The organism is Vibrio sp. 10N.222.52.C3 (genome assembly GCF_041474195.1).
GTDB lineage: Bacteria > Pseudomonadota > Gammaproteobacteria > Enterobacterales > Vibrionaceae > Vibrio > Vibrio crassostreae_C.
Genome location: NZ_JBFRTQ010000107.1, coordinates 15230 through 40731 on the forward strand (window position 1 = coordinate 15230; position 25502 = coordinate 40731).

The 25502-nt window shown below is 44.9% G+C and carries 28 protein-coding genes and 1 pseudogene; 13 read left to right on the plus strand and 16 right to left on the minus strand.

Annotated elements, in window-relative coordinates; translation table 11 throughout:
* Window positions 1-19: 19 nt before the first annotated feature.
* A complete protein-coding gene (gene fadE / locus AB4517_RS16720) occupies window positions 20-2485 on the minus strand; it encodes an acyl-CoA dehydrogenase FadE (RefSeq protein ID WP_029235127.1) in 2466 nt (821 codons plus the stop codon).
* A 330-nt stretch (window positions 2486-2815) separates the two neighbouring features.
* Between fadE and lpcA the strand changes: the two genes are divergently transcribed.
* Complete coding sequence (lpcA, locus tag AB4517_RS16725) at window positions 2816-3391, plus strand: D-sedoheptulose 7-phosphate isomerase (protein ID WP_017063379.1); 576 nt, start codon at window positions 2816-2818, stop codon at window positions 3389-3391.
* A gap of 67 nt (window positions 3392-3458) precedes the next feature.
* On the plus strand, window positions 3459-4304 hold the full coding sequence (locus AB4517_RS16730; RefSeq protein WP_065583986.1) for a class II glutamine amidotransferase: 846 nt from the start codon (window positions 3459-3461) through the stop codon (window positions 4302-4304).
* Between the two features lie 103 nt (window positions 4305-4407).
* Here the strand turns inward: AB4517_RS16730 and purN are convergent, their stop codons facing one another.
* Together purN and purM are read right to left on the minus strand one after the other, a co-directional pair.
* Window positions 4408-5082, minus strand: a complete 675-nt coding sequence (gene purN / locus AB4517_RS16735) for a phosphoribosylglycinamide formyltransferase (protein WP_372148823.1) — start codon at window positions 5080-5082, stop codon at window positions 4408-4410.
* A gap of 132 nt (window positions 5083-5214) precedes the next feature.
* On the minus strand, window positions 5215-6255 hold the full coding sequence (gene purM, locus AB4517_RS16740; protein ID WP_008222945.1) for a phosphoribosylformylglycinamidine cyclo-ligase: 1041 nt from the start codon (window positions 6253-6255) through the stop codon (window positions 5215-5217).
* A 169-nt stretch (window positions 6256-6424) separates the two neighbouring features.
* On the opposite strand from purM, the gene upp reads away from it, so the two are divergent.
* Window positions 6425-7051 (plus strand): uracil phosphoribosyltransferase, encoded by a 627-nt coding sequence (gene upp, locus AB4517_RS16745; protein ID WP_004738627.1) that lies wholly within the window; start codon window positions 6425-6427, stop codon window positions 7049-7051.
* 141 nt (window positions 7052-7192) lie between these two features.
* Here the strand turns inward: upp and AB4517_RS16750 are convergent, their stop codons facing one another.
* Window positions 7193-8431 carry a uracil-xanthine permease family protein gene (locus AB4517_RS16750; RefSeq protein ID WP_017060715.1) on the minus strand — a complete coding sequence of 413 codons (1239 nt, stop codon included), beginning with the start codon at window positions 8429-8431 and terminating at the stop codon, window positions 7193-7195.
* A 277-nt stretch (window positions 8432-8708) separates the two neighbouring features.
* Between AB4517_RS16750 and AB4517_RS16755 the strand changes: the two genes are divergently transcribed.
* Window positions 8709-9968 carry a DUF2066 domain-containing protein gene (locus AB4517_RS16755; protein WP_065583984.1) on the plus strand — a complete coding sequence of 420 codons (1260 nt, stop codon included), beginning with the start codon at window positions 8709-8711 and terminating at the stop codon, window positions 9966-9968.
* Between the two features lie 110 nt (window positions 9969-10078).
* On the opposite strand, the gene AB4517_RS16760 is transcribed toward AB4517_RS16755, so the two are convergent.
* The 4 genes from AB4517_RS16760 to AB4517_RS16775 all read right to left on the minus strand — a co-directional run bounded on the left by AB4517_RS16760 (window position 10079) and on the right by AB4517_RS16775 (window position 13040).
* The gene (locus AB4517_RS16760; protein WP_017060713.1) at window positions 10079-10516 is read right to left on the minus strand and encodes a DUF2069 domain-containing protein; all 438 of its coding nucleotides are present in this window, start codon (window positions 10514-10516) and stop codon (window positions 10079-10081) included.
* On the minus strand, window positions 10513-11106 hold the full coding sequence (wrbA, locus tag AB4517_RS16765) for an NAD(P)H:quinone oxidoreductase (protein WP_102320149.1): 594 nt from the start codon (window positions 11104-11106) through the stop codon (window positions 10513-10515). Before wrbA ends, AB4517_RS16760 begins: the two co-directional genes overlap by 4 nt.
* A gap of 6 nt (window positions 11107-11112) precedes the next feature.
* Window positions 11113-11463 carry an arsenate reductase (glutaredoxin) gene (arsC, locus tag AB4517_RS16770; RefSeq protein WP_017060711.1) on the minus strand — a complete coding sequence of 117 codons (351 nt, stop codon included), beginning with the start codon at window positions 11461-11463 and terminating at the stop codon, window positions 11113-11115.
* A 122-nt stretch (window positions 11464-11585) separates the two neighbouring features.
* Window positions 11586-13040, minus strand: coding sequence for a M48 family metallopeptidase (locus AB4517_RS16775; RefSeq protein WP_017060710.1), 1455 nt, complete (start codon window positions 13038-13040; stop codon window positions 11586-11588).
* Between the two features lie 178 nt (window positions 13041-13218).
* Here AB4517_RS16775 and AB4517_RS16780 point away from each other — a divergent pair, with 178 nt between their 5' ends.
* Together AB4517_RS16780 and AB4517_RS16785 are read left to right on the plus strand one after the other, a co-directional pair.
* Window positions 13219-13458 carry a sulfurtransferase TusA family protein gene (locus tag AB4517_RS16780; protein ID WP_017060709.1) on the plus strand — a complete coding sequence of 80 codons (240 nt, stop codon included), beginning with the start codon at window positions 13219-13221 and terminating at the stop codon, window positions 13456-13458.
* Entirely contained in the window at window positions 13451-14527 is a 1077-nt protein-coding gene (locus tag AB4517_RS16785; protein WP_017063383.1) for an AI-2E family transporter, read from the plus strand. Before AB4517_RS16780 ends, AB4517_RS16785 begins: the two co-directional genes overlap by 8 nt.
* Before the next feature lie 148 nt (window positions 14528-14675).
* Here AB4517_RS16785 and bcp read toward each other — a convergent pair whose 3' ends face one another.
* Together bcp and AB4517_RS16795 are read right to left on the minus strand one after the other, a co-directional pair.
* Window positions 14676-15146, minus strand: coding sequence for a thioredoxin-dependent thiol peroxidase (gene bcp, locus AB4517_RS16790; protein ID WP_372148826.1), 471 nt, complete (start codon window positions 15144-15146; stop codon window positions 14676-14678).
* 12 nt (window positions 15147-15158) lie between these two features.
* Complete coding sequence (locus AB4517_RS16795; protein ID WP_017060705.1) at window positions 15159-15701, minus strand: glycine cleavage system protein R; 543 nt, start codon at window positions 15699-15701, stop codon at window positions 15159-15161.
* A 374-nt stretch (window positions 15702-16075) separates the two neighbouring features.
* Between AB4517_RS16795 and dapA the strand changes: the two genes are divergently transcribed.
* Together dapA and bamC are read left to right on the plus strand one after the other, a co-directional pair.
* Complete coding sequence (gene dapA / locus AB4517_RS16800; protein ID WP_017060704.1) at window positions 16076-16954, plus strand: 4-hydroxy-tetrahydrodipicolinate synthase; 879 nt, start codon at window positions 16076-16078, stop codon at window positions 16952-16954.
* A gap of 48 nt (window positions 16955-17002) precedes the next feature.
* On the plus strand, window positions 17003-18049 hold the full coding sequence (bamC, locus tag AB4517_RS16805; protein WP_372148829.1) for an outer membrane protein assembly factor BamC: 1047 nt from the start codon (window positions 17003-17005) through the stop codon (window positions 18047-18049).
* Between the two features lie 161 nt (window positions 18050-18210).
* Here bamC and AB4517_RS16810 read toward each other — a convergent pair whose 3' ends face one another.
* From AB4517_RS16810 to AB4517_RS16825, 4 genes are all read right to left on the minus strand, one after another.
* Window positions 18211-18420, minus strand: coding sequence for a DUF2897 family protein (locus AB4517_RS16810; RefSeq protein ID WP_136979761.1), 210 nt, complete (start codon window positions 18418-18420; stop codon window positions 18211-18213).
* An 8-nt stretch (window positions 18421-18428) separates the two neighbouring features.
* Window positions 18429-19103, minus strand: a complete 675-nt coding sequence (locus AB4517_RS16815; protein WP_372148832.1) for a M15 family metallopeptidase — start codon at window positions 19101-19103, stop codon at window positions 18429-18431.
* A gap of 45 nt (window positions 19104-19148) precedes the next feature.
* Window positions 19149-20285, minus strand: coding sequence for a succinyl-diaminopimelate desuccinylase (dapE, locus tag AB4517_RS16820; protein ID WP_017060700.1), 1137 nt, complete (start codon window positions 20283-20285; stop codon window positions 19149-19151).
* Window positions 20286-20383: 98 nt separating this feature from the next.
* Window positions 20384-20731, minus strand: coding sequence for an ArsC family reductase (locus AB4517_RS16825; RefSeq protein WP_017060699.1), 348 nt, complete (start codon window positions 20729-20731; stop codon window positions 20384-20386).
* A gap of 205 nt (window positions 20732-20936) precedes the next feature.
* Here AB4517_RS16825 and AB4517_RS16830 point away from each other — a divergent pair, with 205 nt between their 5' ends.
* Complete coding sequence (locus AB4517_RS16830) at window positions 20937-21224, plus strand: helix-turn-helix domain-containing protein (protein ID WP_004734273.1); 288 nt, start codon at window positions 20937-20939, stop codon at window positions 21222-21224.
* 68 nt (window positions 21225-21292) lie between these two features.
* Here the strand turns inward: AB4517_RS16830 and AB4517_RS16835 are convergent, their stop codons facing one another.
* Window positions 21293-21625, minus strand: coding sequence for a DUF4156 domain-containing protein (locus AB4517_RS16835; RefSeq protein WP_372137934.1), 333 nt, complete (start codon window positions 21623-21625; stop codon window positions 21293-21295).
* A gap of 12 nt (window positions 21626-21637) precedes the next feature.
* A complete protein-coding gene (locus AB4517_RS16840; protein ID WP_229647141.1) occupies window positions 21638-21982 on the minus strand; it encodes a DUF2956 domain-containing protein in 345 nt (114 codons plus the stop codon).
* A gap of 109 nt (window positions 21983-22091) precedes the next feature.
* Between AB4517_RS16840 and AB4517_RS16845 the strand changes: the two genes are divergently transcribed.
* The 4 genes and pseudogenes from AB4517_RS16845 to AB4517_RS16860 all read left to right on the plus strand — a co-directional run.
* The gene (locus AB4517_RS16845) at window positions 22092-22553 is read left to right on the plus strand and encodes a DUF2919 domain-containing protein (protein WP_017060696.1); all 462 of its coding nucleotides are present in this window, start codon (window positions 22092-22094) and stop codon (window positions 22551-22553) included.
* Between the two features lie 65 nt (window positions 22554-22618).
* Window positions 22619-23542 (plus strand): Dyp-type peroxidase, encoded by a 924-nt coding sequence (locus AB4517_RS16850; RefSeq protein ID WP_102394434.1) that lies wholly within the window; start codon window positions 22619-22621, stop codon window positions 23540-23542.
* A 121-nt stretch (window positions 23543-23663) separates the two neighbouring features.
* The gene (locus AB4517_RS16855) at window positions 23664-24797 is read left to right on the plus strand and encodes a flagellin (protein ID WP_372148835.1); all 1134 of its coding nucleotides are present in this window, start codon (window positions 23664-23666) and stop codon (window positions 24795-24797) included.
* Between the two features lie 296 nt (window positions 24798-25093).
* A pseudogene (locus tag AB4517_RS16860) lies at window positions 25094-25502 on the plus strand (flagellin B); the annotation flags it as partial.

Below are 25502 nucleotides of genomic sequence, written 5' to 3' on the forward strand. Positions count from 1 at the left end.
TTTGTTTCTTTTTCTGGCCTTAAGCGACGTTATCAATCGATTGGTCTGGGTACTGAGATTTTGCTGCAAGCTCCTCTGGTGAGAAGTCATCCACGTTAATCGTGTACAGTCTATGTTCCTCAGCGCTAATCAGAAGATTCGCTTCGTCTTGCGTTAAGATACCTTTCTCAAGTCCCAACTGAGCAACAAGATCAAGTCGTAAGAAGGCACGTTTTTGATGTGTCTCTTTGCAGACTTTGTCGAACAGAGGTTCAGCTTGAAGAATCACTTCTAGCGCTTTTTCAATCTTACCTACTGGGTTGTATTCCGTCGCTTCTAGGTATTGGCCGCGACCTATACGAGAGCGTGTTTCGCTTGGTGTTTGTAGAATGTGCGCAACTTTGCTATCGAGCTTGTCGTTTGGAGCACGACGGATACGACCAAATGGCATTAGCACAACACGAAGCAGACGACCAATCACAGGGTTAGGGAAGTTCGCTAAGAATTCATCAATCGCCACTTCAGTCTGACGTAAGCTATCTTGCATCCCCCAATGTACTAACGGTAGATCTTCAGCGTGGCTGCCTTCACTTTCAAAGCGCTTCAACGTTGCTGAACCGAGGTAAAGTTGACTTAAGATATCACCCAGTCTTGCTGATAAACGTTCTCTACGCTTCAGTGATCCGCCTAGAACTGCCATTGAAATATCAGACAGTAGCGCTAGGTTTGCACTGTAGCGGTTTAGCTGTTGGTAGTAACGCTGTGTCTGTTTATCTGTTTTATTTGAAGGTGTTGGCGCATCAGAACCACGACCATCGGTTAAACCAAACCACAAGCTGCGGACTAGGTTGCTCATCGTAAAGCTAACGTGCCCTGCTAACGCTGAATCAAACTTATCAAGCGCATCGCTGCTTTCAGAATAAGCCGCTTCCATTTCGTTCAGTACGTAAGGGTGACAGCGAATCGCACCTTGACCATAGATGATCATTGAACGAGTCAGGATGTTTGCGCCTTCAACCGTAATCGCGATAGGTGAGCCTTGGTAGCCACGAGCTAGGAAGTTCGATGGGCCTAAACAAATGCCTTTACCACCGACGATATCCATCGCATCAATGATGCTGCGTTGGCCACGGTGCGTACAATGGTACTTAACGATTGCAGAGATAACCGAAGGCTTTTCGCCAAGGTCAATACCTGCGACGGTTAGGTTACTTGCTGCGTCCATTACATAAGCGTTACCTGCAAGGCGTGCAAGTGGCTCTTCAACCCCTTCCATGCGGCCAATAGGCTGTTTGAACTGACGGCGGATACGAGCGTAAGCGCCAGTTGCAAGCGCGGCAGACTTGATGCCACCAGTTGAGTTTGAAGGCAGTGTGATACCACGACCAACCGACAGGCACTCAACCAGCATACGCCAGCCTTGACCGGCCATTTTCTGACCGCCAATGATGAAATCGATAGGCACGAAGATATCGTCGCCTTGCGTCGGGCCATTTTGGAAAGGTACGTTTAGTGGGAAGTGGCGGTTGCCAATTTCTACGCCTTTTAAATCCGTTGGGATAAGCGCACAAGTGATACCAAGATCTTTTTGATCACCAAGCAGGCCATCCGGGTCACGAAGTTTAAAAGCTAAGCCTAATACCGTCGCGACAGGCGCGAGAGTGATGTAACGCTTGTTCCAAGTTAGGCGCATGCCGAGTACTTCTTCGCCTTGCCAGTCGCCTTTACAAACCACACCGTAATCTGGAATAGAGCCAGCGTCTGAGCCAGCTTCTGGGCTAGTTAGTGCGAAACAAGGGATCTCTTTACCTTCCGCTAGGCGAGGCAGGTAGTGGTTTCTTTGTTCTTCTGTACCGTAGTGTTGTAAAAGCTCACCAGGGCCTAATGAGTTAGGTACGCCAACCGTCGATGACAATACACTAGAAACGCCTGTTAGCTTCTGTAGAACCAAAGATTGAGCGTAAGCTGAGAACTCTAAGCCGCCGTATTTTTTCTTGATGATCATGGCGAAGAATTTATGGTCTTTCAGGTATTGCCATACTTCTGGTGGCAAATCAGCAAGCTCATGAGTGACTTGGTAATCATTGACCATTTCACACACGATATTTACTGGACCATCTAAAAACGCTTGCTCAGCTTCAGAGAGTTTCGGGTCAGCAATGTTCTGAAGTTTCTTCCATTCAGGTTTGCCTTTGAACAGCTCTGCTTCCCACCATACTGTGCCGGCTTCTAGTGCTTCTTTTTCTGTCTGAGACATCGCCGGTAGAACTTTCTTAAATAAAGAGAGTGCTTTTTGGCTGATCAGTGTCTGACGAATGGTCGGTACAGCAAAGATCGCAACGGCTAATAGATAGCAAAGCCAGCCGGTAACAGCCACGCCGCCAAGCAGTGTTAATGCTACCATTGCGCCGGTTAATACAACTAATGCACGTACCAGACTAACTCTATGGTAAAGACAGACGCCTAAGATGGCGGTCATGCCGAGTAGGGAGAGCAATATGTTCATGATCGATTTCCTTTTCAGAGATCACTTATTGTTATTAAGTTTTAGGTAAGAGGTCTAACCAGTCAAGTGTAAACAAAATATTAAATATTTGTAAAACTCCAAGGTGAGTAAAAAGTGATCTCAATAGAGTTAAAATTCTAATTGTGAGAGGTTGGTGGCGAATATTTGGACGGATTTACAACGACAAGTTAATTAAGGTGGCAATCTTTGGGCTTAAGTGTCGACACTATTTCATGTTTGTGGGTAAACTCAGCTATAAAGAGGGAAAAACCCTCAGCTCTCATTTCACGTACCTTAAGTTGCGTAAAAAAAATATAAGAGATAAGCCTTATGTACCAAGACCTAATCAAAAGTGAATTGAACGAAGCTGCTGACGTTCTTAACAAGTTCTTGAGTGATGATCACAACATTGCTCAAATTGAAGCGGCTGCAAAACTGATTGCTGACTCATTCAAACAAGAAGGCAAAGTGCTTTCTTGTGGTAACGGTGGCTCACACTGTGATGCGATGCACTTCGCGGAAGAGCTAACAGGCCGATACCGTGAAAATCGCCCGGGCTACGCTGGCATTGCGATTTCAGACCCTAGCCACTTATCTTGTGTGAGTAATGATTTTGGCTACGACCACGTGTTTTCTCGCTATGTAGAAGCGGTGGGTCGTAAAGGTGATGTGTTGTTCGGTCTGTCGACTTCAGGTAACTCTGCCAATATTCTAAAAGCGATTGAAGCGGCTCAAGCGAAAGGCATGAAGACGATTGCATTGACGGGTAAAGATGGCGGTAAAATGGCGGGTTGTGCGGATATCGAAATCCGAGTACCACACTTTGGCTACGCAGATCGCATCCAAGAGATTCACATTAAGATCATCCACATTGTGATTCAGCTTGTCGAAAAAGAGATGGAATAATAGTTTTACAGACATTTGGAGCCCAGCTTTTTGGCTCCATTGGTTTTAATAGGGAGTAGATTAAACCATGTGTGAATTGCTCGGTATGAGCGCGAATGTGCCAACTGATATTTGTTTTAGCTTTACTGGTCTTATGCAGCGTGGAGGCAATACTGGCCCGCACCGCGATGGCTGGGGTATTACCTTCTATGAGGGAAAGGGTTTTCGTACATTTAAAGATCCTAACCCTAGCTGTGAATCTAAGATCGCTGAGTTGGTTCAAAACTACCCAATTAAAAGCCAAGCCGTTGTCAGTCATATCCGTCAAGCGAACCGTGGTGGTGTTAATCTAGAGAATACACACCCTTTTACTCGTGAGCTTTGGGGGCGATACTGGACCTTTGCTCACAATGGTCAATTAACGGATTACGACGATCTGATTAGTGGTCGTTTCAGACCGGTTGGCGAGACAGACAGTGAGCTCTCCTTCTGTTGGCTACTCAAACAACTTGAAGAGCGTTTCCCTGAGCCACCTCAAGATATGGAAGGTATGTTTCGCTTCGTAGCGGAATGTTGTGACCAGCTCCGCGAGAAAGGCGTTTTCAACATGTTGTTGAGTGATGGTGAGTACGTGATGACTTACTGTACTAACCATTTGTACTGGATAACAAGGCGCGCACCTTTTGGTAAAGCGAGCCTGATTGATGAAGATGTTGAGATAAACTTCCAAGAAGAGACTACGCCAAATGATGTGGTGACGGTGGTAGCAACTCAACCTCTTACGGACAATGAACAGTGGTTTAGAATGAAGCCGGGCGAATACGCACTGTTTCATTTTGGTGAGCTGATTGGCAACAACCATCAAGCGTTAGAAGATGTTGCTTATGCGCCGAAAAAGGTAGCGAGCCAAGCACCGACAGAGCCATTAAGCTAATGCTGTAGATCGTATTGCTTGAACCCGAACAAACGAAGGCCGCTTACTGAACTAATGAATCAGTAAGCGGCCTTTTTTTGGATTTGATTTAGTTTCTGAAGAATTACTCTTCTGCGTAACCGTGTTTACCTAATGCCTTACCGTCTAAGACAGCTTGCCCGTTTAGCATTGATAAACGATCTTCGGCGAACCACTTGCAGACCATAGGGTAAATGCAGTGTTCTTGAGTCAGCACTCGGCTTGCCAACATATCAGCATCATCATCTTCAAATACCGGCACCTTAGCTTGCAAGATCACAGGACCGCCATCGAGCTCCTCGGTAACAAAGTGGACGCTAGTACCGTGTTCTTTGTCTTGCGCATCAATGGCACGCTGGTGGGTGTGTAGGCCTGGGTATTTCGGCAACAGAGAAGGGTGGATGTTGACCATTTTCCCTGCATAGTGACGAACAAACTCTGAACTCAGGATTCGCATGTAGCCAGCGAGTACGATTAAATCTGGCTGGTAAGCATCGATCTGAACCATCAATTCATGGTCAAACTCTTCACGTGAACCAAAGTCTTTTGGATTCACTGAATGAGCGTCAACACCTGCGGTTTTCGCTCGTTCTAATCCAAAAGCCTCTGCTTTGTTTGAGAAGACAGCTTTAACCGATGCATCAATCATATCGCTATCGCAGGCATCTAAAATAGCCTGTAAGTTACTTCCGCTTCCTGAAACTAACACAACGATGTTTTTATTAGAGTGACTGGTTTTATTTGAGTGATTGTTTTTCATAGAGTGGGTCATACGATTGATTAACTGAATTGTTTACAATGTACCTACATAAACTAAGGTTTTCTGCGGGCTAAATAGCAAAATGAGGACCATTAGGTCCTCATTGATTAACTAAGTAAGTGAGTGTATCACTTATTTAATTTCAACTTGCTCTTCGCCAGCTTCAGCGTTTGCGATCTCACCGATAACCCAAGCGTTTTCGCCTTCAGCTTTCAGTAGTTCAACAGCAGCGTCTGCTTGATCTTTAGGTAGAGCAACAACTAGGCCTACACCACAGTTGAAAGTGCGGTACATTTCAAATGTTTCCACGTTACCTTTCTCTTGTAGCCAGTTGAAGATAGCAGGCCATTCCCAGCTCTTGCCATCAATGACTGCTTTAGTGCCTTCAGGAAGTACGCGTGGGATATTTTCCCAGAAACCACCACCTGTGATGTGCGAGATAGCATGAATGTCATGCTCAGCAATCATCTTAAGTGCCGATTTGATGTAAATCTTAGTAGGTTCTAGTAGGTGCTCACCGATAGTGCGACCTTCTAGTTCTTCACTCTTATCAGCACCAGAAACTTCTAGAACTTTACGAATTAAAGAGTAACCGTTTGAGTGTGGACCACTTGAACCAACAGCGATAAGTGCGTCGCCTGCTGCTACTTTAGTGCCGTCAATGATGTCCGCTTTTTCTACAACACCAACACAGAAACCAGCTACGTCGTAGTCGTCGCCTTCGTACATGCCTGGCATTTCAGCCGTTTCACCACCGATTAGTGCACAACCAGCTTGAACACAACCTTCTGCGATACCAGAAACAACGTCTGCTGCTGTATCTACATCTAGCTTACCTGTTGCGTAGTAGTCTAGGAAGAATAGCGGCTCACCACCTTGAACGATTAGGTCGTTCACACACATTGCCACTAGGTCGATACCAATGGTGTCGTGTTTTTTCAGATCCAAAGCAAGGCGAAGTTTAGTACCAACACCATCAGTACCTGAAACAAGTACCGGCTCTTTGTATTTCGTTGGAAGTTCACATAGGGCGCCAAAGCCACCAATACCGCCCATTACTTCAGGGCGACGAGTGCGTTTAACAGCACCTTTAATACGGTCTACTAGTGCATTACCTGCGTCGATATCAACACCAGCGTCTTTGTAGCTTAGAGAAGAAGTATTACCACTCACGGGATAGTCCTCGAACTTAAGTTGGATGTGAAAACGGCGCTATTCTAACAGGGCTTGATTACCAAGAGCAAACGTTTGCGCGGTTTTTTTTATTAGAATAAAGATTCTGAAATAACCTTAGAGTTCGTGTATAATCTACAGGTTTGTTTAAATATTGCCGGAGTTGGAAATGAAAGTTGTTGAAGTGAAACACCCGCTAGTAAAACATAAAATTGGCCTGATGCGTGAAGGTGAGATTAGCACTAAGCGTTTTCGTGAGCTAGCGACAGAAGTGGGTAGCCTTCTAACATACGAAGCGACATCAGACTTTGAAACTGAACGTGTAACTATTAATGGTTGGGACGGCCCAGTTGAAGTTGACCAAATTAAAGGTAAAAAAGTAACAGTAGTGCCAATCCTACGTGCTGGTCTAGGCATGATGGACGGTGTTCTTGAGCACATCCCAAGCGCACGTATCAGCGTTGTTGGTATCTACCGTGACGAAGAAACGCTTGAGCCAGTTCCATATTTCAACAAGCTTGCATCTAACATCGATGAGCGTATCGCTCTAGTGGTAGACCCAATGCTTGCAACGGGTGGTTCTATGATCGCGACTATCGACTTAATGAAAGAGAAAGGTTGTAAGCACTTCAAGATTCTTGTTCTTGTAGCGGCTCCTGAAGGTATTGCGGCTCTAGAAAAAGCGCACCCAGATGTTGAGCTTTACACGGCTGCAATCGATGAGAAGCTAAACGACAAGGGCTACATTGTTCCTGGTCTTGGCGATGCTGGCGATAAGATCTTCGGTACTAAGTAATTCGGTTTCAGCTTAAGTGACTCTAAACAGTTCCTTAACTCGCTGAATTAACCGTATTAATAAAAAGGGAGAGCATTCGATGCTCTCCCTTTTTTGATCTTGTTAGGTTGTGATTCTTTGGAATCTAGCCTTACCGACTCATTAATCGATTTGAGCTTTATCTACCACAGTGTTGTCACCTAGCTCTTCTGGAAGTACTAGGTTAAGTAGAATCGCCACGATACCGCATAAGCTTACGCCTTGTAGGCTGAAATCGCCGATACCAAAAGCCATGCCGCCAATACCGAATACTAGGGTAATACCAACAATGACAAGGTTACGTGATTTGTGAAGGTCAACGTTGTTCTTGATTAGCGTGTTAAGACCTACGGTTGCGATAGAGCCAAACAGAAGAATCATGATACCGCCCATTACAGGAACCGGAATCGTTTGAAGTAGTGCGCCTAGCTTGCCAACCAATGCAAGAACGATGGCTGTGACTGCAGCCCAAGTCATGATCACTGGGTTGAATGCTTTAGTCAGCATTACAGCACCCGTTACTTCACTGTAGGTTGTATTGGGTGGCGCGCCCAGCATAGAAGCGGCAATCGTTGCCACACCATCACCAGTAATAGTGCGGTGTAAGCCTGGCTTCTTAAGGTAGTCTTTACCGGTCACGTTAGATATCGCAAGCATATCACCTACGTGTTCAACGGCAGGTGCAATCGCGACAAATACCATAAAAAAGATAGCGTTGATGTTGAACTCTGGCGTTGTGAAGTTTGGCAGTGCTAACCAAGATGCTTGCGCTACTGGAGTGAAGTCTACCGCGCCGTATACCAAGCTGGTGATGTAACCCGCAACAATACCACCGAAGATTGGCAGTAGCTTAAGGAAGCCTTTTGAAAACACACTGATGACAATCGTCACTAACAGTGAAATTGAAGAGATCCATAGGGCAGCGTCTGCATCAACAAGCTGAACCGCACCATCGCCTGTCTTACCTAGCGCCATGTTAACTGCAACAGGTGCAAGACCTAAACCGATAACCATGATCACAGGGCCAACAACGACTGGTGGAAGCAGTTTATGGATGAAGCCAACGCCACGAACTTTAATTAACGCGCCCATTAGTACATACACAACACCCGCCGCCATCAAGCCGCCCATGGTTGCACCGACACCCCAAGTTTGAATACCAAACATGATAGGCGCGATGAATGCGAAAGAAGACGCTAAGAAGATTGGCACTGAACGGCGTGTAATAAGTTGGAATAAAAGGGTACCGATACCTGCGCCAAAGAGTGCAACGTTAGGATCAAGTCCTGTTAGTAGCGGCACGAGTACAAGCGCACCAAAAGCTACGAACAGCATTTGCGCACCTTGCAAAGCATTTTTCATGTTATGTCCTTAAAATGGTCGTTATATGAAAAGCGAAAAATAAAATTCGCGGGATTCTATCACTTAGCAATCGATTGCCACACCAAATAGATCAAATTTATTTATCTTAATGATGTTTTATATCCATCTAAGCCCTAGAAATTCAGTTTATAAGTGAGCGATTTATCATGGCCAGGTGATATTTTGTGGTTATTAAACACAGTGGGCTCTATCGACCTTGCCCCTCAATCCATAGTTGCTTATCATCTAGGCACAAGATTTGAATATTAGGATCAGTATGCGCTACATAGCATTGTTGTTGATGGGACTATTAGCCTCTCCGAGTTATGCCTTAACTCAAGTAGATATTTTTAGTGCTGAAGTTGCGATTAACGCTGAAGACAAACAGCCAGAACAAGTGGCAAGAAATACAGGTATGGAGCAGGTATTGATACGTGCGACCGGCCAAACTGATGTCGCTTCGAATGAGACGATTCAAAAGGCGATGCGCAAGAGTTCGCAGTACATGTCTCAAATGAGTTTTGGTGAAAGCAATGACCACTCAACATTGCGTATGCGTTTTAACGGTGCTCAAATCCGTTCGCTATTGACTCAAGCACAGTTACCGTACTGGCCTGACACGCGTTCAAACATCCTTGTTTGGCTGGTGGAAGAGGACAACTACGACAAGAATATCGTGTGGGAACACTCTAACTCACAGTTAGCAGCTAGCTTACAAGCTAACGCAAAAGAGCGTGGCTTGCCTCTAACGCTGCCTGTGGGTGACTTTGACGATATTACGGGTATTGCGACTTCTGATTTGTGGGGTAGCTTTGTTACGCCAATCAGTAAAGCGAGTCAGCGTTATCCTGTTGATGCTGTGTTGGTGATAAAGGCTCAATCTTCAGGCCTACGTTGGGCTCTATACGATCAAAAGCCAAGTCAATTGACGAGTGCACCAACATCGCCTGTAAGTGGTTCACTATCGGGTAACAGCGACACGACTTCTAAGAAGTTAGTTGACCAAATCAGTAACTACTACGCAGGAAAAAGTGCTGTGACGGTAGCGAGTGAGTCATCAGAATCGATTTTAACGCAGTTTATTAGCCTGAATAATGCTCAAGACTTCTTCCAGTTAGAGAACGCACTTAAGCGTCTAAACTCGGTGGCAAGCCTAGATATTCTGAAGATTCAGAACAACGAAGTCACTTTCCGAATTCACTTATTGTCGACTCAACAAGAGTTTGAGCAAGAAGTAGCAAGTATTCGACAAGTCGCGAAGGTTGAAGAATCTTACATTGAGCCTGAAGTGAGCCCTGAATTTGAAACTCAAGACAACACAATGTCTGTAGGTGATGATTCAACAGACGCTGCTGAAGTCGTTGGTGACGAAACTGACTCAGGCGTACAAGTGATTAAGGGCAACGAGATATCTGAGGATGCTGAGCTAACGAATACGCCTGACGCAACGTTAGAGGATTCTAGTACAGAAGATCTAACCATCACTGCGCCAGTACATGCTAAGCCAAGCTTGGTATACGAGTGGGTTCGCTCATAATTGTCAGCTGACATGACTGATTGAAATGAAAACTTGAAAAAAGCCCTGCAAGAGCAATCTCGCAGGGCTTTTTGTTTGTAAGCGGTCAGTTTAAAAGCATGGGCTCAATATTATTGCTCGAACTTAGCTTTTTCTCTCTTTTCTACTTCAGAAAGACGCTTCAACTTGATGCCTAACTCTTTGGCTCTAAAGCGAGTAAATAAGATATTGCCCGCGAAACCTAGAGTCGTCAGAAGCAGTTCTACAGCCGCTAATAAACGTTCACCATCGTCTACATACAAGATAGTTAATGCGTGTAGGAAATAGAGCATCAAGACGAAATTTGCCCATGCGTGCGTATAAGGTTTTCCTGCTAAAATGCCCGGTAATGGCAATAACAGCGGGATAGCCCAAGCAATCGCCAGTGTGACATTACTGAGATGAGGGTGCGGTGAAAGCGTCATCTGCCAAGCCACCACCCAGAATAACAGTGACAAGTTGCCCGCTAAAGCAAGGTAGCGAAATAGCTTGGTTTTGGGAGACATAGCCTTCTCTGGCATATACATCATTGAGAAATTCCCTTCTGATTTATTGCGATGCGCGCTAGGCGTTTACCTAGGTTTTGCGCCAACTCAATCTCTTCTTTGCTAAGTGAAGCGCTCTCTCCAGTACTGCTTGCACCATAAGGCGTACCACCAGTTTGAGTGGTGTGCAGCGCCGGTTCTGAGTAGGGGATGCCCACGACTAACATGCCGTGATGAAGCAGGGGCAACATCATGCTTTGTTGTGTTGTCTCTTGACCACCATGCAATGATGAAGAAGAGGTAAATACACAACCTGGCTTATCGATGAGATCACCATTGATCCACATTGATGTCGTGCTATCCCAAAAGTGCTTCATTGGCCCGGCCATGTTACCAAACCAAACCGGACTGCCTAGCGCCAAACCATCACAAGATCGAAGCTCTTGTAACGAGGCAATAGGATCGGTTGGTTGATAGCGTGAATCAGGCTGCTCTTCTACCGTGTACACGTCGTTCACCGTTCTTAACATGGCTTCACAGTTTGGAATAGACTCAATCCCTCGTGCAATCTGCCTTGCTAGAGCTTGTGTGTTGCCGTGGCGGCTGTAGTAAAGAACAAGAATGTTAATGCTCATATTGGATTACAGAATCTCTAGCACTTGCTCTGGTGGACGACCAATTTTTGCTTTGTTGTTCGCGACAACGACTGGGCGCTCAAACAGTTTTGGATTGGTTGCCATCGCGGCGAAAAGATCTTCATCAGTGACTGAAGCATCACCAAGGTTTGCTTCTTTGTAGTCCGCTTCTTTGGTGCGCATCATGTCGCGAACACTGTCAAAACCAAGCTGAGTGAACAGTACTTTCAGCTGTTCAACTGTTAACGGAGTCTCTAGGTATTTGATTACCTCTGGCTGTACGCCGTTTTCCTGAAGCACTTCTAGAGTTTGACGGCTCTTTGAGCAGCGTGGGTTATGATAAATCACGACAGACATGGTTCTTCCTCATTATTATTTTTGATTTAGTTGTTTAGCTGAAGCCACCAGGGGTGACTTCTTTTTTGTGTAACGTTGAGCTTTCTTTTTATTCTGGTAACGAGCTGTTACCAGTAAACACTCTATTGTAGCGACAAGAAGCGCTCTCGTTGAATCATTAGCTGATCAATTCGAGCGTCGTAGCGTGCTTGTTTTAGGCTTCCTAATTCTGCGATTTGGCTTGCTTGCGTGTAGTACTGAATCGCTTTGTTCCAGTTGGCTTGCAGTGCCAAAATTTCTGCACGAGCAGCCAGTTCTTCGTCGCTATTACCAAGGCTCGTATTTACTTTTGAAAGTAAGTGCCAGCCATTGGTGTCATTCGGGTTATCGTGCGTGTAACGCTGCAATACGCGAACCGCTTCTTGAAGATCTTCATTTTCAATCAGTGCGTTGGCGTAGTTAATGGTCAGAACCGGGTTGTTTGGTTGACGAACCAGTGCCGATTTAAGTTCTTTAATCGCAATCTCAGGCTGCTTCTTCTCGATGTGCAGATCCGAAATAGCATCTAGATAAAACAGGTTGGTTGGATCGCTGTTAATCAGCTTGTTCAGGATGGGCTCTGCTTTGTCTAATTTTTTAGAGTCTAGGTAAACCAGTGCTTGGCCATATTCTAATGACGGAACCAAAGCTTTAGGGGCTTTCTTTAGCTGACGCTCAAACCAATCAAGAGCAGCATCATTATTAATGCCAGCATAGCGCGCAACAATGCGGGCTCTTGCTAGGTGGTAGTCCAGAGAGGGAGCCAGTTTCAGTGGCGGGTAACTACGAGCACGAGCACGTGAATCGGTAATTCGGTCTTCTGGTAATGGGTGAGTCAGTAGCATTGGCGGTGGTGTGCTCGCATAGCGATATTCATCAGCTAAACGGCCAAAGAAACGTGGCATCGCATTCACATCAAACCCAGCTTTTGCTAGCGTGTTGATACCAAAGCGGTCGGCTTCTTTTTCATTACTACGGGTGTAGTTGATTTGGCTTTGCATATTACCCGCAGTCGTTGCCGTTAGGGCTGCAATGCCGGCTTCAGGAGCTGCAATTGCCAGTAATACAGAGGCTGCTAGCGCTGCAATGGTTGCTGGAGAGCGGCGCGCTTGGTCTTCCATACTACGCGCTAAGTGACGTTGGGTTACGTGCGCGATTTCGTGCGCTAATACAGAAGCTAATTCACTTTCAGATTGTGCATGCAGGAATAGACCTGAGTGCAAAGCAACGTAACCACCAAAGAAAGCAAAGGCGTTGATGTTGCGGTCACGGATCATAAAGAACTGGAAAGGTGTCTTTACATCATTTGCGTTCGCGACTAGACGATGGCCAAGCGTATCAATATACAGGTTTAGAACTGGGTCGTTTACGATAGGCTGGCTGCTTCTGATGATGCGCATGTAGGCATCACCATAGATAAGCTCTTGGTCGATAGTGAGTGTGCCGCCAGCAGCGGTACCGATATCTGGTAGCTCCAAACTATTGGTATTTGCCATAGTTGGGGTGCTTAATGTGGCTGCGATGCATAAGCAAGCAATTGAGCGAGCGCGTTTAAACATATTAGTCAGTAATACTCCGTTTCTTCTGACAGTAAGACAAGTGCAATGCAAATTGGTTCTTTATCTGATTTAACCTTTGCCAAGTGCGTGCGCTATCATGAAGGAGGATGAATGAATGATGGCGCGTTTTCAAAAACAGATTACAATACGACCCTTATAATAAGCATCGAGCTCAAGAATGACACCTAATATTCTAGATTTACGCCAAGAGCGCTGTCCAATGGCGCTATTATTAGCCAAGCGTCACAGTGTAAAGTTAGAAGTAGGGCAGTCATTGTCAATTTATGTGTCTGATAACAGTTCGATGAAAGATATTGTTACTTATTTGTCTAAGCAAGCCTATGACGTCATCACTGAGGTTTGCTCTAATTACCATCATCTCCTCGTCACTAAAAAGGAATTGCAGTCAGATGCTTGAAATGGTCAATCGTTGGTATAAACGACGTTTCTCTGATCCCCATGCTGTCAGTTTGGTTGCCATCATTCTCTTCGGCTTTATTACGATCTACTTCTTTGGTCACCTAATTGCACCACTCTTGGTTGCGATTGTGTTGGCTTATTTGCTTGAGTGGCCTGTTACCCAACTTCAAAGACTCGGTGTTCCAAGAACGCCTTCGGTGATGTTGGTGATCATGATGTTCTTTAGCGTGATGCTACTTGCGATCTTTGGCTTGGTACCAACCATTTGGCAACAAGTGGGCAATCTAATTAATGATATCCCAAGCATGTATGGCAGCTTGCAAAACTTCATTGCGACGATTCCTGAACGCTATCCAGAATTAGCTAACCTGCAGATCGTTGAGTCCATTATGTCTAACGCCAAGAACAAAGCGTTAGGTTTTGGTGAAAGTGTTGTCAAAGGTTCTCTTGCTTCTCTTGTGAGCTTAGCGACCTTAGCGGTTTACTTGATTCTTGTACCACTGCTTATTTTCTTCTTGTTAAAAGACAAAGAAGAGATGATCAGAATGGCGAGCGGTGTACTTCCTCGAAATCGTCGTTTAGCGACCAAAGTATGGGAAGAGATGAACCAGCAAATCTCGAACTACATTCGCGGTAAAGTCTTAGAGATTTTAATTGTTGGTGGTGTCAGCTACGTAACCTTTGCGATTCTGGATCTGCGTTATTCAGTCTTGTTGGCTGTCGCGGTTGGCTTCTCGGTACTGATCCCTTATATCGGCGCGGCAGCTGTGACTGTTCCTGTGGCGATTGTAGGCCTGTTCCAGTGGGGATTAGAGCCTCAGTTTTACTGGTTGCTTCTCGCTTACGGTATTATCCAAGCGCTAGATGGTAACGTGCTCGTTCCTGTTCTTTTCTCTGAAGCGGTGAACCTGCACCCAGTGGCCATTATTGTTGCCGTGTTAGTGTTTGGTGGACTGTGGGGATTCTGGGGCGTGTTCTTTGCTATCCCGTTGGCAACGTTAGTTAAGGCGGTTTGGAATGCCTTACCGAGTCACGCATTAGACGATGACCCCGAACATCAAAAGTAATTGATCTTGTTATAGAAAAAGGCCGAACATCCATGATGTTCGGCCTTTTTGCTCTTAGCTTAATAATTAGCTTAATAATTAGCTTAATGAGTGTTGCTATTGCCTTAGAAAGTGATGAATCTAAGTCATTAACTCACTCAAATCGCCCTTAAGCTTCTTGATTGAAGTAATCTAGAACCACTTCGTGGTGAGTCTTAGTCTTGAACTTGTTGAAGACATGTTCAATCCGACCTTCTTCATCAATTAGGAAGCTAATACGGTGCAGACCGTCGTAGATTTTACCCATGAATTTTTTCTCGCCCCAAACGCCAAACTGTTCAGCAACGCTGTGGTCTTCATCAGATAGCAGGGTGAAGTTTAGAGATTTCTTCTCAACGAAGTTTGGTAGACGTTTTACTGGGTCAACACTCACACCTAGAACAACCACGTTTAGGTCATCAAGCTGTGTTTTGATATCACGCAGGCCTTCCGCTTGCACAATACAACCTGGAGTCATTGCTTTAGGGTAAAAATAGAAAAGTACTTTTTTACCTTTGAAGTCACCAAGAGATACGATATTGCCATCTTGATCTGGAAGAGAAAAAGCAGGTGCTGGAACACCAGCCGTTAGCGTATTCATGACATTTCCTTTTTAAAGACTGTTTTTGATAAAGTTGAGCGAGCCTTGGACTGATAGGCTCTGACACAGCGAATCGAATTCTTCTTGTAGCTGCATCAAATTACATTCTGATTGCACAGAAGCGGTAATAGAGATATGGAATTGGTCGTTGTCGAGTTGAACCTTAGATTTATTGATGGTTCGTGCACTTAACGAATCGAGGCCGATGTTTCGGTCTGCGAAGAACTGGGTAAACTGCTCAGTAAGTCCGATTTTATCGTCTGACTCAACGAACACCTCTACTGTGTAAGAGTTCTCAATAACATCATGAGTTGAGGTTCGCTTCATAATCGTAATCAAGTCGTGCTCTTGTCCAAGCAAGGGCAAGGTGGTTTCAACGCGGGTAATGTTGTTTGCCTTTCCAGACAGCAGCATGATAAGCGTAAATTCTTCGCCAAACAGGGCGATACGGCTATCAATAATGTTACAGCCTGATTGGGTGACTAAATGAACCACTTGGTTGCATACACCTGGGCGATCAGTGCCCACAGCTGTGATTACTAGATGTTGAGTCATAAAATCACGTCTCTTTATATTCCATTGATTCATGCATGTTAGCACAGTTAGCTCGTGGAATAAGCGTGCGTGCGGGGCTTTTTATGTGCGACCTTGCTTCGAACATGCAACCAATGATAAGAATATCGAGCGCGTTAAAAAATGAGATAGAGCGATGAGAGCACAGCTTACTTGTTACTGACATCCAGTGATGTGCTATCCGCTAGATTGAGTGCAGGTTACCCAAATTCTAGGTAGAACGCCGTTAGAAGTCGTTTTACCTCAAACATACGACAATATTTAATGCAGATGTTGCCGGTAAGCCACTTTAATGTCTTGTGTTTATTGATTGGCTTACAGTAACATGCAAAAAGAATAAATTAAGGGAGATAGACATGTTTTCAGGAAGTATCGTTGCGCTAGTTACGCCATTTAATACAGATGGTGAAGTGGATTTCGACAGCCTTAAAAAGTTAGTTGAGCACCATATTGCTGCAGGTAGTGATGGTCTGGTTGCGGTTGGCACAACAGGTGAGTCTTCAACACTCACTATTGAAGAGCATGTCAAAGTCGTCAACAAGATCGTTGAATTTGCTGATGGTCGTATTCCCGTTATCGCTGGTACAGGTGCAAATGCAACTCATGAATCTGTTCTATTCAGCCGTTTGTTGAATGGTTCTGGTATTGCTGGTTGCCTGAGCGTAACGCCTTACTACAACAAACCGACTCAAGAAGGTTTGTACCAACACTACAAAGCGATTGCTGAAGTCAGTGACGTTCCACAAATTCTATACAATGTTCCAGGTCGTACTGCGGTAGACTTGTTGCCAGAAACGGTTGCTCGTCTTGCTGAGATCGAAAACATCGTTGCACTGAAAGATGCGACGGGTGATCTCGACAGAATTGCAATTCACCGTGAACTTTGTGGCGAAGACTTTATCTTACTAAGTGGTGACGACTTAACAGGCCTAGAATTTGTTAAGCGTGGTGGCGATGGCGTGATCTCTGTAACGAACAATGTTGCAGCCGCTGATATGGCAACCATGTTCAAGCTAGCAAAAGAAGGTAAGTTTGAAGAAGCGGAAGCGATCAATGAGCGTTTGATGCCTCTACATAAGAATTTGTTCGTTGAGTCTAACCCTATTCCCGTAAAATGGGCGGTTCATAAAATGGGTCTGATTGCTGAAGGTGGCTTACGTCTACCGCTGACTGAACTGTCAGAGCCAGCTCAACCTGTTGTTGCTCAAGCAATGACTGAAGCGTGCATTTACTAAAACGTATGAAGTGATGCCGAAGCGAACCTTCGGCATTTAGGAGTATAAATGAAGTATTCTCACCAGCTAGTGATTGGGTCACTGGCTGTTTTCGTTCTTACAGCATGTTCTGGCAACCCGACTCAACGTCGCCAAGCCAAAGATGATTTCGAATACTTAGAAACACCTGAGTTTTCACAATGGCAATTGCCTGTAGATGCTCAGCCTCAGTTCTACCCAAATTTTGACATCCCAAGCGGTGAATTCAGTGGTGGTACTGGTCGTGAAGTGGATATTCGTCCACCGCAACAGGTTCTTGAGCTGATCCCAGGTGCTCGATCTGAGCGTCAGAATGGTGAAGTGACACTATGGCTTCTTCGTGCTGAAGAGGCAGACCGCGTGTGGCAAACGGCTGTAGATATGCTGGCTCAACGTGGTATTGGTATTCGTGAGCAATCAGAGAATGAGATTGAGACCGATTGGGTAACTTGGGTTTCTGAAGATGAAGACGTAGAGATTGGTAGTCGTTACTCTATCTCTCGCTTCCAAGCAAACAACCGTCATGGCTTCAAGATTAATCTGATTGATTGGCGTGAAGGTACTGAAGAGAAAACAGTAACGGCAACCAATAAAGAGCGTTACAACGCGTTCCTGACCAACCTAGTTATGGCTAAGTACGATGAAAACCTTCGTGCTGAAGCGGCGCTGAAAGCGCAAGAGTTGGTGAAGCGTATTCCAATTTCAATGGGTGCTGACCGTAGTGGTTTCCCTGTGATTATTGCTCGTACGCCATACAATGTATTCTGGCAGCGTCTGCCTAACTTGTTGCCTGAAATGGGCTTTGAGCTTGAAGAACGCAATCAATCTCAGGGTACGGTGAAGGCGAAGTACGCAGCACCAGATGATGAGTTCTGGGAAGAAATTGGCCTACAGCCTATCGACTTAGCGCCAGGCACTTACAACTTCCTATTTGGTGACCTTGGCAACCGTACGTCAATCAACGTAACGGATGCATCAGGTAAGCCAGTAGAAGAAGAGCTGCTTAAGTCTATGGTTCCGGTATTAGCGCATATTGCTGACCAAACCAAAGATGACAAAGAAGCGAAAGCTGAGTAGTCATTCAAGCCGTCACAAGCTGAGTTAAATCAGCCTTGTGATTAGCAAAAGCAAATAAAAAAGAGGACACACTGTGTCCTCTTTTTTATTGTATTCGTTGTCATCAGGCTACATTGGTCAATCAAAATTGGTCAATCAAGCTGATTAGCCAAAGCAAAAGGCTATGCGTCTTTATTGTCTTTGGATTCTTCCTTTTGAGCTTTCTCTTGGTTAAGTTTATCCGAGCGATTGAGCTTATCTAAATCTCGCTCAGTTTTACCACGCCCCGTCAGATCCATATTGGCTGTCTGTTTGAGCGCTGCGATGTTACCCACAACAACGCTAACTACGATGATGATGATAACCCAAGGGTTTGTAAGCCACTCCAACATAAGCGCTCCTAATGACTGATATTCGCTACGAAGCGTGCATAGATCTCGTCTAGCTGCTCCATAATAATCTCATACCCTAATACTGGCTTAGATTGGAGTTGCTTGCCAAGTAAAGTCGGAGATAACTGTGATAAACACGACTCCGATACTTTGCGATGGCTGATATGCCATGGTTCGATCGCCACACCACCCAAATCTTGGCTGTAAGGAAAGAAGAAACCAAATTGTGCAGCATGAACTAATAGCCATTGGTAAAACGATTGCTGGTGGCCAGTAAGGTATTCCCATGGTTCTAATTGCAGATGTATGCCTTCAGGTAAGTGGTTACGAGCAAAGACATCGAAGTCACAACCCCAATGATGACGACTCGCGCCGGGAAGCGCAGACCATCTCAGGATAGCCGATAGCTTTTGTTGTTCGGTCAGTTTTGAAGCATCAAGAGGTTGGCTTTCTGAATCTAATATCGGAGCTTCGCCAGAAAACTTACGGTTCCAAATCAGAGATTGCCTTTCATAGTCGCGAAAGCCACTGGCAATCTCCATTTTAAAACCAGCGAGCTGAGCAGCTTCAATCAAATTATTCAGGTCATTCTTAACCTCACTGTGGACCAAGAAGATCTTGGTGCCGATCAGGCTAGGCTCTAGATGAGAATCTGATTGTCCGGTAAGCTGCTCTGGTGTCATAACGAGTCTCTCAATAATTGGATGCTATGAATCGCTGATGAAAGACTATTTAGCGAATAGGTTCACTAATGTTCTTTCGTACATGTCAGTTAGCTTTTCTAAATCGGCTACCTTCACGCATTCGTTAACCTTGTGAATCGTTGCATTCACAGGGCCTAGTTCAACCACTTGTCCGCCCATACGTGCAATAAAGCGACCATCAGATGTACCGCCAGTCGTTAGCAGTGCTGGTTTCACATCATTGACGTGACCCACTGCATCAACAATAGCATCAAGCAGTGAACCTGCGTCTGTTAAGAACGGGTCGCCATTGAATGTCCATCTTAGGTCGTATTCGAAATCATACTTGTCGAGTGTCGTTGTGATGCGCTCAACGATGATGTCGTTGCTTAACTCTGTACTAAAGCGTAGGTTAAACTGAACATTAAACTCACCAGGGATCACGTTTGAAGCACCAGTACCCGCACTCACATTTGGAATTTGGAAACTGGTTGGCGGGAAGTAATCATTACCTTTATCCCACTCAGTTGTTGCTAGCTCATTAATAGCAAGCAGAGAGCTGTGTACTGGGTTGTTTGCTAGGTGAGGGTAGGCAACATGACCTTGTGTGCCTTTAATCGTTAGGTCGCCAGTGATAGAGCCACGACGGCCGTTCTTCACGACATCACCCACGAACTCAGTGCTCGATGGTTCACCAACGATACACATATCGATGTTTTCACCGCGCGCCATTAATGCTTCAACAACACGTACAGTACCGTTGATGAAAGGACCTTCCTCATCTGAAGTGATCAGGAAACCAATTGAGCCTGTGTGGTCTGGGTGTTTGGCAATGAACTGCTCGACGGCAACAATCATTGAAGCCAGAGAGCCTTTCATATCAGCAGCGCCACGGCCATGTAGGAAACCGTCTACGATAGTCGGTTCGAATGGCTTAGTGTTCCACTGTTCGATTGGGCCTGCAGGTACCACATCAGTGTGACCAGCAAAAGCAAACAGAGGCGCTTCAGTACCACGACGAGCCCAGAAGTTGGTCGTATCTTCAAATACCATCACTTCGATTTCAAAACCGAGTGCTTTTAAGCGTTCAATCATCAGGTCTTGGCAGCCTGCATCTTCTGGTGTTACCGATTGACGGCTGATTAGGTCTTTTGCCAGAGCCAAAGTTGGGCTATCTGTCATCCTTGAATTCCTTGTTTAAATAAAACGTCTAGTCATTAATTTTTAGAAGCTGATTCAATGATCAACGTCCAGTTGTCTGTCTATGTAAATACAACGATCTAAGCAAAAATAGCCGCGTATTGGTCGGCTTTAAATCCGATGTGAAGCTTACCTTCAACTTTTAAGATTGGGCGCTTGATCATGGCAGGTTGTTCAACTAGCAAAGTCACCGCTTTTTCTTCTGTTAGGGTGTCTTTCTGTTCTTGAGAAAGTTGGCGATAAGTCGTACCACGTTTGTTTAGCACAAGCTCCCAACCTAGCTCAGAGCAGAAGCTTGTTACTAGCTCTTCTGTGATGCCTTGTTTGCGATAATCGTGAAATTCGAACTCGATACCTTCAGCTTCGAGCCATTTCTTTGCTTTTTTAATGGTGTCGCAATTTGGGATACCAAACATGGTGATAGTCATTATTCTTCCTTTGAGTGATTTTATTTCATTGTTATGAGTTGAATCCTATCAGGAAGCAGCAACTCAGACAAAATAGAGTGATGAATATTTCATAGAGTGAAAAAAAAGCGTAAGAAAATGTCACTATTGGAGACTTATTGATCAGCCTCAACATGTTGTCAGCGAAAAAAGAAATAATTGAGCTGCACATATATAGGAGGTGTCAATGGAGTTGAGTCCTGTTTTTGCAAGGCGGCTATATTTAGCATTGTTAGTGGAAAGCCTTGATAGGCCAAATGTGCCTAAACTCATCGAAAAAACGGGGTGGCCTCGTCGTACTATTCAAGATGTACTCAAGGCGTTACCGGGGATCGGTATCGAACTTATGTTTGTTCAAGATGGGCGACGTCATAATGATGGCTATTACCAGTTATCCGACTGGGGGCCATTTGACAGTCAATGGGTTATCCAGCGTAAAGGCGATATAGCAACAAGCCTTGGATTTAGTGCATAAGCCAGCGAAAGCTGGCTTTCTTTTGGGTGTCATAAAATCAAAGCATATCGATATGCCGCTTTAGTTGCTTACTCGCACAGGTAGGCGGTACCAAGCATAGTCACGGAAGTGCTGAAATCTTGGGGTAGGGTAAAGATGACGGTATCTGCGCCTAGCTCAATCGTATTCGACTTGAGTTGATTCATGGCGCCTTGAATCAATGTGTCATTTGGGTAAAACAGGTAGTTGTACCAATGGCCTTCGCTGCCTGTGACTTCCCCTTTATACTGACATTTATCGATATTAATCACGCCATGGTAATCCATTTGCACGTTGGCAGCTTCGCTATGAGGCGTTGATGTCGGTGTCGTGCAACCGAGTAACACGCTACTCATAGCCAAAGCGATTAATTCCTTTTTCATACGCTTATCCTGTTATTTCATCAAATAAATCGCGAAGCCTATCCAGCTAGCAAACAATAATAACCACGGCAATTTACTGGCGTGATTTGATGTTGTTTCATTATCCAAGTCGACATTCTGTTCTTGGTCTTGGTTCGCTTGTAGAGTCTGCTTCTCTTTCTGTACGCGCTTTTTAGCTTTATCGGCTTGGCGGCTGCGTTCTTTTTGCTGTTTCTTGTACAGTGCGATGCCTTTCTCGATACCCTGAGCAATCAGTTTAGTTTGTTCTTTGGTTTGAGCTGGCTTTTGAGTCGCTTTGGCTATCTTCAGTGCTTCCTGTTGAGATTCAACAGAGGGCGTATTAGTTTTGTTTTTCATACTGAGTTCGACAATTAAAACGGATTGGCTACTAAGATAACGCAAAGCTAGTTAAGTATGAATGATTTGCGTTAAAGTGTTGGTTTGAAAATAAGTGAAAGTGAGATTTGTGCGGTACTCCATAGAACAATACGACAAGCACGGCTTTTTGAAAGCTCCAATCTTGCTCTGGCTAGGTTGGTTGTTTCTTGCGAAAGCCTTGGTCGTTTTCATTGTTGCAGGCGCAAGCCGAGAATCGGGAACCGATATTCTTGAGATAATCTACCCAGACCATCAGATGTTTTATGTCGGGATCGCGTTGAGTGTGCCTAGTTTGCTGCTGATGTGGTTATTTGGGCTAAGATCGCCAGATAGAAAGCGCCTTAACAAAGTCGTGTCATGGGGACGTTGGGTTACCATGATGGCTATCTTGGCACAGGGCTCCCATACGATTTATTTAATCTATTTGGATAACGGATGGTTCCGTTGGTCAAATGGCATCACCCTATTGTTGCTGCTGTGGTTAGCGCTTTATCTAACCAATAGCCATGCTGCAAGGGATTGCTTTAAAGTGGTTGAGCTCGAAGACTGATTCTCATCAAAACATTTGTCCCATTCACAATTATACTTAGAAGCTAAAACTGGAAGGAATAATCTATGCTTAATGTTTCAAATGAGCAGCCTAACGTTCAAAGTGCTATTTTGCCTGAAGCTGGGCCTTTCGCGCTTTACGTTCAACTTAAAGTGAACGCTAATACTGCTAATGTACTAGCAGAAATTCAAAAGCTTCCGACTCTAATCGACGAACTAAACCAAACTCAGCCTGATGCGAACTTAACGGCATCGGTTGCGTTCTCAAAAGCTTTTTGGGATAGGTTCGAGCAAGCAGCGCCCGCTGATTTGATCGACTTCCCTGTGCTGGGTGAAGGTGATATCACAGCACCGAGCACACTGTCTGACGTTCTGATTCACTGTCATTCAAACCGACATGATCTGCACTTCTTTATCTTGCGTAAATTGCTATCTGAAGTAGCAGCTGATGTTGAAGTGGTTGATGAAACTTATGGTTATCGCTTCCTAGACTCTCGTGACATGACAGACTTTGTTGATGGCACTGAAAACCCGAAAGACGCACAACGTGCTGAAGTCGCTATTGTGCCTGAGGGTGAATTCGCTGGTGGTAGTTATGTAATGGTGCAGCGTTTTGTGCACAATCTGCCAGCTTGGAATCGCTTGAATGTGTCGGCACAAGAGAAAGTGATTGGCCGAACTAAACCTGATTCAATTGAGTTAGATGATGTTCCTGCGGCGTCTCACGTTGGCCGTGTGGATATCAAAGAAGAAGGCAAGGGGCTTAAGATTGTTCGCCACAGTCTACCTTACGGTACTGCTACGGGCGACCACGGCTTATTGTTCATTGCTTACTGTAACGTTCGTCATAACTTCGATGCGATGTTAGAGAGCATGTACGGCGCAACAGATGGCAAAACAGACCAACTGCTTCGCTTTACCAAAGCAGTGACTGGCGCTTACTACTTTGCACCTTCAACTGACATGTTGAGTGTATTAACGATTAAGTAAATCACCTCATCTGCAGCAAAGAAAGGGAGCCTCAGGGCTCCTTTTTTATTAAAGCTTTATATGAACTGGTCGATATAAGAGCAATCGTGAGTTTTATTCATCTTTTTGTAAGCGAAGGTCTATGGCTATAACTGTTAATACCAATGTCTCAGCGCTGGTGGCCCAGAGAAACCTCTCTAATGCCAATAACATGCTGAACCAATCTTTGGAGCGCTTGGCTTCAGGGAGTCGTATTAACAGCGCTAAAGACGATGCTGCAGGGCTACAAATTTCGAACCGCTTGGAAGCGCAGATGAGTGGGATTGATGTCGCTGTGCGTAATGCGAATGATGGTATATCTATCATGCAAACCGCTGAAGGCGCGATGAATGAAACCACCAATATCATGCAGCGCATGCGCGACTTGTCTCTACAAGCAAGCAACGGTTCAAATAGCCAGTCGGAAAGAACGGCGATTCAAGAAGAGATTACCGCCTTAAACGATGAGCTGAATCGTATTGCAGAGACCACTTCTTTTGGTGGCAAAAAACTTCTCAATGGTAATTTTGGTAGTACGTCATTTCAGATTGGTGGCAGTTCGGGCGAAGCCGTGCAGATTGGTTTGAAAAGTATGCGTACTGATGACATCAACATGGGAGGCTTTAGCTACGTTGCTAATGGCATGGCCAGTGATTCATGGGCAGTGAAATCAAACCAGAATGATATGACGATGTCGTTTACCGATCGTTTTGGCCAGCCTCAAGAGATCATCATTAATGCGAAAGTCGGCGATGACATTGAAGAGTTGGCGACCTACATCAATGGTCAAACGGATCTGGTCTCAGCTTCGGTTAATGATGATGGGCAGCTTCAAATCTACATGTCTGGTGAAGATACCTCTGGCACTACCTCTTTCTCTGGTTCACTCGCGAGTGAACTGTCGATGTCAGCGGGTTACTATGAGTCGGTGAATGACATCAATGTGACGGATGTGGGTGGTGCGCAGCGTGCTGTTTCTATTTTAGATACCGCGATGAAGTACGTGGATAGCCATCGCTCTGAATTAGGCGCAATGCAAAACCGCTTCGACCACGCCATTAACAACCTTGAAAATGTTCATGAAAACTTGGCGACCTCAAACAGTCGAATCAAAGATACCGATTACGCCAAGGAAACGACTCAGATGCTAAAGCAGCAAATTCTGCAGCAAGTTAGCACCACTATTCTGGCTCAAGCGAAGCAAGCACCTAACCTTGCCTTAACCTTGTTAGGTTAATCAATTACTTTAAATCTCATAACACCATTTCAGTCTATTTGGCTTCTTTGGTTAATAAAAACACAAAACCTCGCTCGACGGATTTCTCGACAACTTTAGCGTTTTTCTTATCTTTTTTTGATAAATTTATTACCAGTCACGCTTTCTTCTCCTTTATCGCTATTTCTTTAATTTTATTGTTTTTTTCCTAAAGGTTTCGTCAATTACGCCGTTATTAAAAGTAACTTTGAGAGAACTACTTGGTTTTCCGAGACGTCGGAAACCGCAATACCGGAAAATCAATTGGAGAAATCACCATGGCAGTGAATGTAAATACAAACGTTTCAGCGATGACTGCGCAACGTTACCTAAACAACGCAAACAGCGCACAACAAACATCAATGGAGCGTCTAGCTTCTGGCTCTAAAATCAACAGCGCAAAAGATGACGCTGCGGGCCTACAAATCTCGAACCGTTTGAACGTTCAAAGTCGTGGCCTTGATGTTGCTGTACGTAACGCGAACGACGGTATCTCAATTGCACAAACTGCTGAAGGTGCAATGAACGAGACGACTAACATCCTGCAACGTATGCGTGATTTGTCTCTACAATCTTCAAACGGCTCAAACTCAAAATCTGAGCGTGTAGCGATTCAAGAAGAAGTAACTGCGCTTAACAATGAACTTAACCGTATCGCAGAAACCACATCTTTCGGTGGTAACAAAC